This is a genomic window from Stenotrophomonas sp. STEN046 (assembly GCF_056759755.1).
In genome coordinates, this window is sequence record NZ_JBRRDR010000018.1 from 39,780 (window position 1) to 53,621 (window position 13,842).

Consider the following 13,842-nt stretch of genomic DNA (forward strand, 5'->3'; position numbering starts at 1 on the left):
GGCCTTGCCGCTAAAGCAGACACAGCCTGATGAATAGCAAGATCGAACATTCCAAGGACACCTCCGCGCAAGGCGGGGATATCGTCAAGTACGTCCTTGCATCGCTGCTGGTGCTGGCTGGACTGTTCGTCTGGTTCTGGTTCTCCGCTGATTCCGGTCGCGCAACCCAGCTGGGTTCGTGGACGGGTCAGTTGCGTGCGTTGGCGGTGGTGGTTGGCCTGGTTGGCGGCATTGGCGTGTTCATGTTGACCGGCAAGGGGCGCGATACCCGCGAATTCCTGTCCGAGTCGCGTTTCGAACTGCGCAAGGTAGTTTGGCCGACCCGTCAGGAAGCCATTCGCATGACCTGGGTGGTGATCGTCGTTGTTCTCATTCTCAGCCTGCTGCTGGGTGGGTTCGACTTCTTCATCCAGAAACTGACTCAGTGGTTCCTGAGCCGCTAAGGAGAAATGCATGAAGCGTTGGTACGTCGTTCACGCCTATTCGGGCTTCGAGAAGTCGGTGGCGCAGGCTCTGCGCGATCGCATCGTCCGTGACGGCATGGAAGAGCGCTTCGGCGACGTCCTGGTTCCGACCGAGGAAGTGATCGAGATGCGCGCCGGCCAGAAGCGCCGTTCCGAGCGCAAGTTCTTCCCGGGTTACGTGCTGGTCCAGATCGAGACCCACGAGGAAGCCGGCATTCCGCGCATCGACAACGAAAGCTGGCATCTGGTCAAGGAAACCCCGCGCGTGATGGGTTTCATCGGCGGAACTGCCGACCGCCCGCTGCCGATTGCCGATTCCGAAGCCGAAGCCATCCTCAACCGTGTCCAGGAAGGCGTCGAGAAGCCGCGTCCGAAGGTCCTGTTCGAGCCGGGCCAGATGGTCCGCGTCACCGACGGTCCGTTCAACGACTTCAATGGCGTCGTCGAAGAGGTCAACTACGAGAAGAGCCGTCTGCGCGTCTCGGTGCTGATCTTCGGTCGTGCCACCCCGGTCGAGCTCGAGTTCGGCCAGGTCGAAAAGGCCGTCTGATCTGTCTGCAGGGTCGAGCAGGCTCGACCGCTGCAGGACCAGAAACCGGGCTCAGCCCGGTTTCCTTCGTTTATATGCCGCTTCAGGCATGTGAAGAAAAAACCTGATATAGTGCGCGGCTCCCCGCTGGGAAGCCAGCAGGACGAAGCCGCCGAAAGGTGGCCTTCGGCATGATTTCAAAACGCGATGCCGGGACGCGTGATTCCCGGTCCGATGGGGAGCCTGTTGTCGCAAGGCGCTAGCACCCGGAGAGCATACTCATGGCAAAGAAAGTTGTCGGTTATATCAAGCTGCAGGTGAAGGCCGGTCAGGCCAACCCCTCGCCGCCGGTCGGTCCTGCGCTGGGTCAGCGCGGCCTGAACATCATGGAATTCTGCAAGGCCTTCAATGCCGCCACGCAGAAGCTCGAGCCGGGTCTGCCGGTTCCGGTGATCATCACGGCCTATTCGGACCGTACGTTCACCTTCATCACCAAGAGCACCCCGGCCACCACCCTGCTGAAGAAGGCCGCTGGCATCTCGTCGGGCTCCAAGCGCCCGAACACCGAGAAGGTCGGCAAGGTCACCCGTAAGCAGCTGGAAGAGATCGCCAAGGCGAAGGAACCGGATCTGACTGCCGCCGATCTGGACGCCGCCGTGCGTACCATCGCTGGCTCTGCCCGTTCCATGGGCCTCGTGGTGGAGGGTTAATCAGATGGCACAGAACAAGCGTGAGAAGGCCATCAAGGCCGCCGTTGTCCCGGGCAAGTCGTACGCCTTCGAGGACGCAATCAACATCCTGAAGACCGCCACCAAGGCCAAGTTCGTCGAGTCGATCGACGTTGCTGTGCGCCTGGGCGTCGACGCGAAGAAGTCCGACCAGCAGGTCCGTGGCTCCACCGTGCTGCCGGCAGGTACCGGCAAGTCGGTCCGCGTCGCTGTCTTCGCTCCGGCCGGTGCCAAGGCTGATGAAGCCCTGGCTGCAGGCGCCGAAGCCGTCGGTATGGACGACCTGGCCGAGAAGATGCAGGCCGGCGACCTGAACTACGACGTCGTGATCGCGACCCCGGACGCCATGCGCGTTGTCGGTAAGCTCGGCACCGTGCTGGGCCCGCGCGGCCTGATGCCGAACCCGAAGGTCGGCACCGTCTCCCCGAACCCGGGTGAGGCTGTGAAGAATGCCAAGTCGGGTCAGGTGCGTTACCGCACCGACAAGGCCGGCATCATCCACTGCACCATCGGCAAGGCCGACTTCGCCGAAGACGCGCTGAAGTCGAACCTGACCGCTCTGCTGCTGGACCTGATCAAGGCCAAGCCGGCTACCTCGAAGGGCCTGTACCTGCAGAAGGTTTCGGTCAGCTCGACGATGGGCCCGGGCGTCACCGTCGACCAGTCGTCGCTGAGCCTGAAGTAATTGTTTCAAGCGGCCTCCGGTCCTTCGGGTCCGGTCGTCGCGAAATTTGAAGGCATCACCGGCAACCCATCGCCGGTGGTAGCCGTCAAAGACCGCAGGTGCGGTCATGGCATGTCGGCGACGGGCACGGAAGCTCGAATTGGCAGGGAGTCGCCGCCGAAGCAGCCATGAGTGCTTAATCGATTCCCCGGAATCACCCTGCGTAGATGGTGCCCTTCTGGAGTTTTTCTGGTTCACGCATGTCTGGGTTTTCCCCGATTGCACTCCAGGTCTGGAACGGCCCACCCCCGGAACATCATTCCGATGTTCCCGGCGTCCAGGACGGATGCCGCACAGGACCGCACACGGCAGGAGCCGTAAGCGGAGTTCAATTGGAGGAGTGCAATGGCTCTCAATCTGTCCCAGAAGCAAGAAGTAGTCGCGGAGCTGGCAGAAATTGCTGGCAAGGCACACTCCTTGATCGCAGCCGAATACGCTGGCACCACGGTCGCCCAGATGACCGCGATGCGTAAGCAGGCGCGTGAAACCGGCGTTTTCTTGAAAGTTGTCAAGAACACCCTGGCTTCGCGTGCCGTTGAAGGCACCGAGTTCGCATGTGCGCAGGACAAGCTGGTTGGTCCGCTGCTGTATGCGTTCTCGCTTGAGGAGCCCGGCGCAGCCGGTCGCCTGATCAAGGATGCCGCCAAGGGCAACGACAAGCTGCAGGCCAAGGTCGTCGCCATCGGTGGCGAAGTGTTCCCGGCAAGCCATGTCGACGTGTTGGCCTCGCTGCCGACCCGTGACCAGGCTCTGGCAATGCTGGCCCGCGTCCTGACCGAGCCGGTCACGATGTTCGCCCGCGCCATCAAGGCAATCGGTGACAAGCAGAATGGTGGCGACGTCGCCGCTGACGCTGCTGAACCGGCCGCCGAGACCGCCTGAGTTTCGACTAATCGTGGTTCCTGACGGAACCTCAATCCAGAAAAACATCCAAAGGTAATTATCATGTCCCTTACCAACGAACAGATCGTCGACGCCATCGCCGAGAAGTCCCTGATGGAAGTGATGGAGCTGGTCAAGGCCATCGAAGAGAAGTTCGGCGTCTCCGCCGCTGCTCCGGTTGCCATCGCTGGCCCGGCCGGCCCGGCCGCTCCGGTCGAAGAGCAGACCGAATTCGTCGTCACCCTGAAGACCGCTGGCGACAAGAAGGTTGAAGTCATCAAGGCCGTCCGCGCCATCACCGGCCTGGGCCTGAAGGAAGCGAAGGACCTGGCCGAAGCCGGCGGCGTCCTGAAGGACAACGCTTCGAAGGACGAAGCCGAGAAGATGAAGAAGGACCTGGAAGCTGCTGGCGCGACTGTCGAAGTCAAGTAAGCACTTCCTTTGCGTCGCCATCGATACCCGGCGATGCAGCCAAGGCTGGGGGCGTAAGCCCCCGGCCTTTGGTCGTTTCATGCGGTTGTCGTAAATCCGGGCCATGCCTGGATGACGTATGTGAAAAAAGCCCAACACGGGCTGCGGTCAAACCCTGGCCGGCCAGCGCTTCGCGCGGCGGCGGGGGAGTGGATGCAGACGAGTTGGCAGTTGGAAGTAGCAAAAGAAGGCGTGCTGGTGCCGGCAATACCAGCGACTTCCAACTGACAATTTCAAGTTCCCTTCGGGTCGTGGGCGCACGACTCGCACAACAAGGTGGAAGACCTCATGACGTCCTATTCGTTCACCGAAAAAAAGCGTATCCGCAAGGATTTCGGCAAGCAGCGTTCGATTCTCGAAGTGCCGTTCCTGCTCGCCATCCAGGTGGATTCCTACCGTGAATTCCTGCAGGAAAATGTCGATCCGGCCAAGCGCACGGACCACGGCCTGCATGCCGCGCTGAAGTCGGTCTTCCCGATCGCCAGCTACAGCGGCAATGCCGCCCTGGAATACGTCGGCTACAAGCTGGGCGATCCGGTCTTCGACGAGCGTGAGTGCCGCCAGCGCGGCATGAGCTACGGCGCGCCGCTGCGCGTGACCGTGCGCCTGGTGATCTACGACCGCGAGTCGTCGACCAAGGCCATCAAGTACGTGAAGGAGCAGGAGGTCTATCTGGGCGAAATCCCGCTGATGACCGACAACGGCACCTTCATCGTCAACGGCACCGAGCGCGTCATCGTCTCGCAGCTGCACCGCTCGCCGGGCGTGTTCTTCGACCACGACCGTGGCAAGACCCACAGCTCGGGCAAGCTGCTGTACAGCGCCCGCATCATTCCTTACCGCGGTTCCTGGCTGGACTTCGAGTTCGATCCGAAGGACGCGCTGTTCACCCGTATCGACCGTCGCCGCAAGCTGCCGGTGTCGATCCTGCTGCGCGCGCTTGGCTACAGCAACGAAGAGATGCTGGCCGAGTTCTTCGAGATCAATACCTTCCACATCAACCCGGATGAAGGCGTCCAGCTGGAGCTGGTGCCCGAGCGCCTGCGTGGCGAAACCCTGGGCTTCGACCTCGCCGACGGCGACAAGGTCATCGTGGAAGCCGGCAAGCGCATCACCGCGCGCCACATCAAGCAGCTGGAAGCCTCGGGCATTGCCGCCCTGGCCGTGCCGGACGACTACATCGTCGGCCGCATCCTGTCGCACGACGTGGTCGATGCCTCGACCGGCGAACTGCTGGCCCAGGCCAACGACGAAATCAGCGACGAGCAGCTGCAGAACTTCCGCAAGGCCGGCGTCGATGCAGTGGGCACCCTGTGGGTGAACGACCTGGATCGTGGCCCGTACCTGTCCAACACCCTGCGCATCGATCCGACCAAGACCCAGCTGGAAGCCCTGGTCGAGATCTACCGCATGATGCGTCCGGGCGAGCCGCCGACCAAGGATGCCGCGCAGAACCTGTTCCACAACCTGTTCTTCACCTTCGAGCGCTACGACCTGTCCGCGGTCGGCCGCATGAAGTTCAACCGTCGCGTGGGCCGCAAGGAAACCACCGGTGAAGCGGTGCTGTACGACCGCAAGTACTACGGTGAGCGCAACGACGAAGAGTCCAAGCGCCTGGTCGCCGCCCACGGCGACAGCTCCGACATCCTGGACGTGATCAAGGTCCTGACCGAGATCCGCAATGGTCGTGGCGTGGTCGATGACATCGATCACCTGGGCAACCGTCGCGTGCGTTCGGTCGGTGAAATGGCCGAGAACGTGTTCCGCGTCGGCCTGGTCCGCGTCGAGCGCGCGGTCAAGGAACGCCTGTCGATGGCAGAGTCGGAAGGCCTGACCCCGCAGGAACTGATCAACGCCAAGCCGGTGGCTGCGGCGATCAAGGAATTCTTCGGCTCCTCGCAGCTGTCGCAGTTCATGGATCAGAACAACCCGCTGTCGGAAGTGACCCACAAGCGTCGCGTCTCGGCCCTGGGCCCGGGCGGCCTGACCCGTGAGCGCGCCGGCTTCGAAGTGCGCGACGTGCACCCGACCCATTACGGCCGCGTCTGCACCATCGAAACGCCGGAAGGCCCGAACATCGGCCTGATCAACTCGCTGGCCGTGTACGCCCGCACCAACCAGTACGGTTTCCTCGAGACCCCGTACCGCAAGGTCGTGGACGGCAAGGTCTTCGACGAAGTCGAGTTCCTGTCGGCCATCGAAGAAAACGAGTACGTCATCGCCCAGGCCAACGCCCTGACCGATGCCAACAGCGTGCTGACCGAGCAGTTCGTTCCCTGCCGTTACCAGGGCGAATCGCTGCTGAAGCCGCCGGCGGAAGTCCACTTCATGGACGTCTCGCCGATGCAGACCGTGTCGATCGCGGCTGCGCTGGTTCCGTTCCTGGAGCACGATGACGCAAACCGCGCACTGATGGGCGCGAACATGCAGCGCCAGGCCGTGCCGACCCTGCGTGCACAGAAGCCGCTGGTGGGTACCGGTATCGAACGCGCCGTGGCGCGTGACTCGGGTGTGACCGTGAACGCCCGTCGTGGTGGCGAGATCGTGCAGATCGATGCCGCCCGCATCGTGGTCAAGGTCAACGAGGCCGAGATCACCGACGCGACCGACGCCGGCGTCGACATCTACAACCTGATCAAGTACACCCGCTCCAACCAGAACACCTGCATCAACCAGCGTCCGCTGGTGGAAGTGGGCAACGTGGTGGCGCGTGGCGACGTGCTGGCTGATGGTCCGTCCACCGACATCGGCGAACTGGCCCTGGGCCAGAACATGCTGATCGCGTTCATGCCGTGGAACGGCTACAACTTCGAAGACTCCATCCTGCTCTCCGAGCGCGTGGTGGAAGAGGATCGTTACACCACGATCCACATCGAAGAGCTGACCTGCGTCGCACGTGACACCAAGCTGGGGCCGGAGGAAATCTCCGCTGACATCCCGAACGTCTCCGAGCAGGCGCTGAACCGCCTTGACGAGAGCGGCGTGGTGTACATCGGTGCCGAAGTCCGCGCCGGCGACATCATGGTCGGCAAGGTCACCCCGAAGGGCGAAAGCCAGCTGACTCCGGAAGAGAAGCTGCTGCGCGCGATCTTCGGCGAGAAGGCTTCGGACGTGAAGGACAGCTCGCTGCGCGTGCCGCCGGGCATGGACGGCACCGTCATCGACGTGCAGGTCTTCACCCGCGACGGCATCGAGAAGGACAAGCGCGCCCGTCAGATCGAAGAGTCTGAAATCAAGCGCGTCAAGAAGGACTTCGACGATCAGTTCCGCATCCTGGAAGCGGCCATCTACATGCGTCTGCGTTCGCAGATCGTGGGCAAGGTGGTCAATGGTGGTGCCAACCTGAAGAAGGGCGACACCATCACCGACGCCTACCTGGACGGCCTGAAGAAGGCTGACTGGTTCGTGCTGCGCATGAAGGACGAGGACGCTGCCGAAGCCATCGAACGCGCCCAGAAGCAGATCCAGGCGCACGAGAAGGAATTCGAGCGTCGTTTCGCCGACAAGCGCGGCAAGATCACCGCTGGCGACGACCTCGCCCCGGGCGTGCTGAAGATGGTCAAGGTGTTCCTGGCCGTGAAGCGCCGCATCCAGCCGGGCGACAAGATGGCAGGCCGCCACGGCAACAAGGGTGTGGTGTCCAACGTGGTGCCGGTCGAGGACATGCCGTACATGGCCTCGGGCGAAACCGTGGACATCGTGCTGAACCCGCTGGGCGTGCCGTCGCGTATGAACATCGGCCAGATCCTGGAAGTGCACCTGGGCTGGGCAGCCAAGGGCCTGGGTCGCAAGATCCAGGCGATGCTGGAAGCCCAGGCCGCGGTTGCCGACCTGCGCAAGTTCCTGGACGACATCTACAACCACGACGATACCAACGTGGCCAACCGTGTCGACCTGTCGCAGTTCAGCGACGAGGAACTGCTGCGCCTGGCCCGCAACCTGTTCGACGGCGTGCCGATGGCCACCCCGGTGTTCGACGGCGCCACCGAAGCGGAAATCAAGCGCATGCTGGAACTGGCCGACCTGCCGAGCAGTGGCCAGACCCAGCTGTACGACGGCCGCACCGGTGAAGCGTTCGATCGCCACACCACCGTTGGCTACATGCACTACCTGAAGCTGAACCACCTGGTCGACGACAAGATGCACGCCCGTTCGACTGGTCCGTACTCGCTCGTCACCCAGCAGCCGCTGGGCGGCAAGGCGCAGTTCGGCGGCCAGCGCTTCGGTGAAATGGAAGTCTGGGCGCTGGAAGCCTACGGCGCGGCCTACACCCTGCAGGAAATGCTGACGGTGAAGTCCGATGACGTGCAGGGCCGCAACCAGATGTACAAGAACATCGTCGACGGTGAGCACGAGATGGTCGCGGGTATGCCGGAATCCTTCAACGTCCTTGTGAAGGAAATCCGCTCGCTGGCCATCAACATGGAACTGGAAGACAACTGATCCATGCCGGCGCTGCGGTCAATGCCACCGCGCCGCTGGCAGTCAACTGAAAGCCCATCGACACAGCATTCCTCCTTCTGGAGAACACCATGAAAGACCTGCTCAACCTCTTCAACCAGCAGCGCCAGACGCTGGACTTCGACGCGATCAAGATCGCGCTGGCCTCGCCGGACCTGATCCGTTCGTGGTCCTTCGGCGAAGTGAAGAAGCCGGAAACCATCAACTACCGTACCTTCAAGCCGGAACGTGACGGCCTGTTCTGCGCCGCCATCTTCGGCCCGGTGAAGGACTACGAGTGCCTGTGCGGCAAGTACAAGCGCATGAAGCACCGTGGTGTCGTGTGCGAGAAGTGCGGCACCGAAGTGACCCTGGCCAAGGTGCGTCGCGAGCGCATGGGCCACATCGACCTGGCATCGCCGGTCGCGCACATCTGGTTCCTGAAGTCGCTGCCGTCGCGCATCGGCCTGATGCTGGACATGACCCTGCGCGACATCGAGCGCGTGCTGTACTTCGAAGCCTACGTGGTGACCGAGCCGGGCCTGACCGCCCTGGAGCGCCGCCAGCTGCTGACCGAAGAACAGTACCTGCAGGCCCGCCAGGAGCACGGTGACGACTTCGACGCCGCCATGGGCGCCGAGGCCGTGTACGAGCTGCTGCGCACCATCGACCTGCAGTCGGAAATGACCCGTCTGCGCGAAGAGATCGCCAGCACCGGCTCGGAAACCAAGCTCAAGCGCCTCACCAAGCGCATCAAGCTGATCGAAGCCTTCCTGGAATCGGGCAACCGTCCGGAATGGATGGTCATGACCGTGCTGCCGGTGCTGCCGCCGGACCTGCGTCCGCTGGTCCCGCTGGATGGCGGCCGCTTTGCGACCTCCGACCTGAACGACCTGTACCGCCGCGTCATCAACCGCAACAACCGCCTGCGCCGCCTGCTCGAACTGAGCGCGCCGGACATCATCGTGCGCAATGAAAAGCGCATGCTGCAGGAATCGGTCGATGCGCTGCTGGACAACGGCCGTCGCGGCCGTGCCATCACCGGCACCAACAAGCGCCCGCTGAAGTCGCTGGCCGACATGATCAAGGGCAAGCAGGGTCGCTTCCGTCAGAACCTGCTCGGCAAGCGCGTCGACTACTCGGGCCGTTCGGTCATCGTGGTCGGTCCGTACCTGCGCCTGCACCAGTGCGGCCTGCCGAAGAAGATGGCACTCGAACTGTTCAAGCCGTTCGTGTTCGCCAAGCTGCAGCGTCGTGGCCTGGCCACCACCATCAAGGCCGCCAAGAAGCTGGTCGAGCGCGAAGAAGCCGAAGTCTGGGACATCCTGGAAGAGGTCATCCGCGAGCATCCGGTGATGCTGAACCGTGCGCCGACCCTGCACCGCCTGGGCATCCAGGCGTTCGAGCCGGTGCTGATCGAAGGCAAGGCCATCCAGCTGCACCCGCTGGTCTGCACCGCGTTCAACGCCGACTTCGACGGTGACCAGATGGCCGTCCACGTGCCGCTCTCGCTGGAAGCCCAGCTGGAAGCGCGTGCGCTGATGATGTCGACCAACAACATCCTGTCGCCGGCCAACGGCGAGCCGATCATCGTGCCGTCGCAGGACGTCGTGCTGGGTCTGTACTACATGACCCGCTCGCTGGAAAACAAGAAGGGCGAGGGCATGGCCTTCGCCAACATCGCCGAAGTCAAGCGTGCCTACGACAACCGCGTGGTGGAACTGCACGCGCGCGTCAAGGTCCGCATCACCGAGGTGGTGACCGACGAGGAAGGCAACAAGCAGAACAAGACCTCGATCGTGGACACCACGATCGGTCGCGCCCTGCTGGCTGAAATCCTGCCGGAAGGCCTGCCGTTCGCGCTGGCCAACACCGAACTGACCAAGAAGAACATCAGCCGCCTGATCAACTCCAGCTACCGCCAGCTGGGTCTGAAGGACACGGTCGTGTTCGCCGACAAGCTGATGTACACCGGCTTCGCCTACGCGACCCGCGCCGGCGTCTCCATCGGCATCGATGACATGCTGATCCCGGATGAGAAGAAGGGCATCCTCACCGAGGCGGAAGCCGAAGTGCTGGAAATCCAGGAGCAGTACCAGTCGGGCCTGGTCACCGCCGGCGAGCGCTACAACAAGGTGGTCGACATCTGGTCGCGTACCAATGAACGCATCGCCAAGGCGATGATGGACACCATCGGTACCGAGAAGGTCATCAATGCCAAGGGCGAGACCATCGACCAGAAGTCGATGAACTCGCTGTACATCATGGCCGACTCTGGTGCCCGTGGTAGCCAGGCGCAGATCCGTCAGCTGGCCGGTATGCGCGGCCTGATGGCACGTCCCGATGGCTCGATCATCGAGACGCCCATCAAGGCGAACTTCCGCGAAGGCCTGAACGTGCAGGAGTACTTCAACTCCACCCACGGTGCCCGTAAGGGTCTGGCCGATACCGCACTGAAGACCGCGAACTCGGGTTACCTGACCCGTCGTCTGGTCGACGTGGCGCAGGACGTGGTGATCACCGAGGTGGATTGCGGTACCACCGAAGGCCTGATCATGACTCCGATCGTTGAAGGCGGCGACGTGGTCGAGCCGTTGAAGGATCGTGTGCTGGGTCGCGTGGTTGCCGAGGACGTGTTCCTGCCGGGCAACGACGAAGATCCCATCGTCACCCGCAACACCCTGCTCGACGAAGCCTGGGTGGCCAAGCTGGAAGATGCCGGCGTGCAGACCATCAAGGTCCGTTCGACGATCTCCTGCGAATCGGCCTTCGGCGTCTGCGGTCGCTGCTACGGTCGCGATCTGGCCCGTGGCCACATCGTCAACATCGGTGAAGCGGTCGGCGTCATCGCCGCACAGTCCATCGGTGAGCCGGGTACCCAGCTGACCATGCGTACGTTCCACATCGGTGGTGCGGCGTCGCGTGCGGCTGCGGTCGACAACATCACCGTCAAGACCACCGGCTCGGTCAAGTTCAGCAACCTCAAGTCGGTCGAGCATGCCAATGGCTCGCTGGTGGCAGTGTCGCGCTCGGGCGAAATCTCGGTGCTCGACGCACACGGCCGTGAGCGTGAGCGCTACAAGCTGCCGTACGGCTCGATGATTGCCTCCAAGGACGGCGATGCAGTGAAGGCTGGCCAGACCGTGGCCAACTGGGATCCGCATAACCACCCGATCGTTTCGGAAGTGGCCGGCTTCATCCGCTTCATCGACTTCATCGACGGCGTCACCGTCATCGAGAAGACCGATGAGCTGACCGGCCTGGCGTCGCGCGAGATCACCGACCCGAAGCGCCGCGGCGCCCAGGCCAAGGATCTGCGCCCGATCGTCCGCATCGTCGATGCCAAGGGCAACGACCTGACGATTCCGGGTACCGATCTGCCGGCGCAGTACCTGCTGCCGCCGCGTTCGATCGTCAACCTGCAGGATGGCGCCGCTGTCGGCGTGGGCGACGTCGTCGCCAAGATCCCGCAGGAAGCGTCCAAGACCCGTGACATCACCGGTGGTCTGCCGCGCGTTGCCGATCTGTTCGAAGCGCGCAAGCCGAAGGATCCGGCGGTGCTGGCCGAGCGTTCGGGCATCATCAGCTTCGGCAAGGACACCAAGGGCAAGCAGCGCCTGATCATCAAGGACACCGATGGTTCGGAACACGAAGAGCTGATCCCGAAGTACCGCCAGGTGATCGTCTTCGAAGGCGAGCACGTGACCAAGGGCGAAACCATCGTCGACGGCGAGCCGAGCCCGCAGGACATCCTGCGTCTGCTGGGTGTCGAGCCGCTGGCCGCCTACCTGGTCAAGGAAATCCAGGACGTGTACCGCCTGCAGGGCGTGAAGATCAACGACAAGCACATCGAGGTGATCACCCGCCAGATGCTGCGCAAGGTCGAGATCACCGATCAGGGCAGCAGCAAGTTCCTGAACGGTGAGCAGGTCGAACGCCAGCGCGTGATCGAGGAAAATGCGCGCCTGGTGGCACGCAACGAGCTGATCGCCCGCTTCGATCCGGTCCTGCTGGGCATCACCAAGGCTTCGCTGGCAACCGAGTCGTTCATCTCGGCGGCGTCGTTCCAGGAGACCACCCGCGTGCTGACCGAGGCTGCCGTCCGCGGCACCAAGGACAACCTGCGTGGCCTGAAGGAAAACGTGATCGTCGGCCGCCTGATCCCGGCCGGTACCGGTCTGTCGTACCACAGCAACCGTCGTCGTGGCGCTTCGGGTCTGACCGACTCGGAAATGCAGACGCTGGCGGGCACCCCGGTCGCCGCCGTTGCGGCACCGGAAGTGGTGGTGGAGTCGACCGAGGCCGAGCAGGCCGACGAGTGATCGACGGGTCCGGCCGCAGGCCGGACCTGGTCGGGCAGGGGCCAGCGGGTTCGCTGGCTTCTGCGATCGAGGCACGGGCCGCTGGCCTGTTCGCCCTCGATGAGGTAGGATGCCGCCCGGCCCAGCAATGGGTCGGACGACAACCTGAACGGGGGGCATGGAGAAGGCTCCCCTGTAACGGCCCAGGATCAGGGCTGGCTTGGCGCGTGCGCATTTGACCGCGTTTTCGTCAAGTTGCTACAATCGTCTGTCTCAGCAGGCCGGTTTTTCGCCTGCTCGCACATATCCGCATTCATGGCCGGTTTTTTCGGCCTCTCTCAGAAGAACATACTGATGGCGACGATCAATCAGCTTGTCCGCAAGCCGCGGCAGGCAACCACTTATAAGAGCGCCTCGCCGGCTCTCGAAAAGTGCCCCCAGCGCCGTGGCGTCTGCACGCGCGTGTACACCACTACTCCGAAGAAGCCGAACTCCGCGCTTCGCAAGGTTGCCAAGGTTCGCCTGACCAACCAGGAAGAAGTGATTTCCTACATCGGCGGTGAAGGCCACAACCTGCAGGAGCACTCCGTGGTCCTGATCCGTGGCGGTCGCGTCAAGGATCTGCCGGGTGTGCGTTACCACACCGTTCGTGGTTCGCTGGACGCCTCGGGCGTTGCCAAGCGTCGCCAGGGCCGTTCCAAGTACGGCGCCAAGCGTCCGAAGAGCTAAGGAAAAGTACACATGTCTCGTAAAGGTAATACGCCGCAGCGCGCAGTCCTGCCGGATCCGAAGCACGGAAGCGAAACCATCGCCCGTTTCATCAACATGGTGATGCTGAGCGGCAAGAAGTCGGTCGCTGAAAAGATCGTCTATGGCGCCATGGACGTGATCGGTGAGAAGAACCCGAATTCCGTCGAGCTGGTTCAGAAGGCTCTGGAAAACGTGGCTCCGTCGGTCGAAGTCAAGTCGCGTCGCGTCGGCGGCGCCACCTACCAGGTGCCGGTCGAAGTGCGTGCATCGCGCAAGATGGCCCTGGCCATGCGTTGGCTGATCGACTCCGCGCGCAAGCGTGGTGAGAACACCATGCCGAAGAAGCTGGCTGCTGAACTGATCGATGCCTCGGAAAACCGTGGCGGCGCCATCAAGAAGCGCGAAGAAACCCACCGCATGGCCGAAGCCAACAAGGCATTCGCCCACTACCGCTGGTGAGTTTGACGGCCTTGTAAAACAGGCAGGGCAGCACCATCTCGGTGCTGCCTCGCGGCCCCAGAAGGGCTGCGCCAATCCGAAGGCCGCCGAAAGG

At 62.9% G+C, this 13,842-nt stretch carries 10 protein-coding genes; all 10 read left to right on the forward strand.

Going from position 1 to position 13,842, the window contains the following annotated elements; all coding sequences use genetic code 11:
- Positions 1–29 precede the first annotated feature (29 nt).
- The 10 genes from secE (at position 30) to rpsG (ending at position 13,748) form a co-directional block, all read left to right on the forward strand.
- A complete protein-coding gene (secE, locus tag ACVOLJ_RS10590; protein WP_475281272.1) occupies positions 30–443 on the forward strand; it encodes a preprotein translocase subunit SecE in 414 nt (137 codons plus the stop codon).
- Between the two features lie 10 nt (positions 444–453).
- On the forward strand, positions 454–1,014 hold the full coding sequence (gene nusG / locus ACVOLJ_RS10595; protein ID WP_004145203.1) for a transcription termination/antitermination protein NusG: 561 nt from the start codon (positions 454–456) through the stop codon (positions 1,012–1,014).
- A gap of 260 nt (positions 1,015–1,274) precedes the next feature.
- A complete protein-coding gene (gene rplK / locus ACVOLJ_RS10600; protein ID WP_004145248.1) occupies positions 1,275–1,703 on the forward strand; it encodes a 50S ribosomal protein L11 in 429 nt (142 codons plus the stop codon).
- 4 nt (positions 1,704–1,707) lie between these two features.
- Positions 1,708–2,406 (forward strand): 50S ribosomal protein L1, encoded by a 699-nt coding sequence (gene rplA / locus ACVOLJ_RS10605; protein WP_475281273.1) that lies wholly within the window; start codon positions 1,708–1,710, stop codon positions 2,404–2,406.
- 384 nt (positions 2,407–2,790) lie between these two features.
- Positions 2,791–3,327, forward strand: a complete 537-nt coding sequence (gene rplJ / locus ACVOLJ_RS10610) for a 50S ribosomal protein L10 (protein WP_033830430.1) — start codon at positions 2,791–2,793, stop codon at positions 3,325–3,327.
- A gap of 63 nt (positions 3,328–3,390) precedes the next feature.
- A complete protein-coding gene (rplL, locus tag ACVOLJ_RS10615; protein ID WP_475281274.1) occupies positions 3,391–3,759 on the forward strand; it encodes a 50S ribosomal protein L7/L12 in 369 nt (122 codons plus the stop codon).
- Between the two features lie 327 nt (positions 3,760–4,086).
- Positions 4,087–8,241, forward strand: a complete 4,155-nt coding sequence (rpoB, locus tag ACVOLJ_RS10620; RefSeq protein ID WP_481564103.1) for a DNA-directed RNA polymerase subunit beta — start codon at positions 4,087–4,089, stop codon at positions 8,239–8,241.
- Positions 8,242–8,330: 89 nt separating this feature from the next.
- The gene (rpoC, locus tag ACVOLJ_RS10625) at positions 8,331–12,560 is read left to right on the forward strand and encodes a DNA-directed RNA polymerase subunit beta' (RefSeq protein ID WP_475281276.1); all 4,230 of its coding nucleotides are present in this window, start codon (positions 8,331–8,333) and stop codon (positions 12,558–12,560) included.
- A gap of 333 nt (positions 12,561–12,893) precedes the next feature.
- Positions 12,894–13,268, forward strand: a complete 375-nt coding sequence (gene rpsL / locus ACVOLJ_RS10630) for a 30S ribosomal protein S12 (RefSeq protein ID WP_025879344.1) — start codon at positions 12,894–12,896, stop codon at positions 13,266–13,268.
- 12 nt (positions 13,269–13,280) lie between these two features.
- Positions 13,281–13,748, forward strand: a complete 468-nt coding sequence (gene rpsG / locus ACVOLJ_RS10635) for a 30S ribosomal protein S7 (protein ID WP_025879343.1) — start codon at positions 13,281–13,283, stop codon at positions 13,746–13,748.
- Positions 13,749–13,842: the final 94 nt, after the last annotated feature.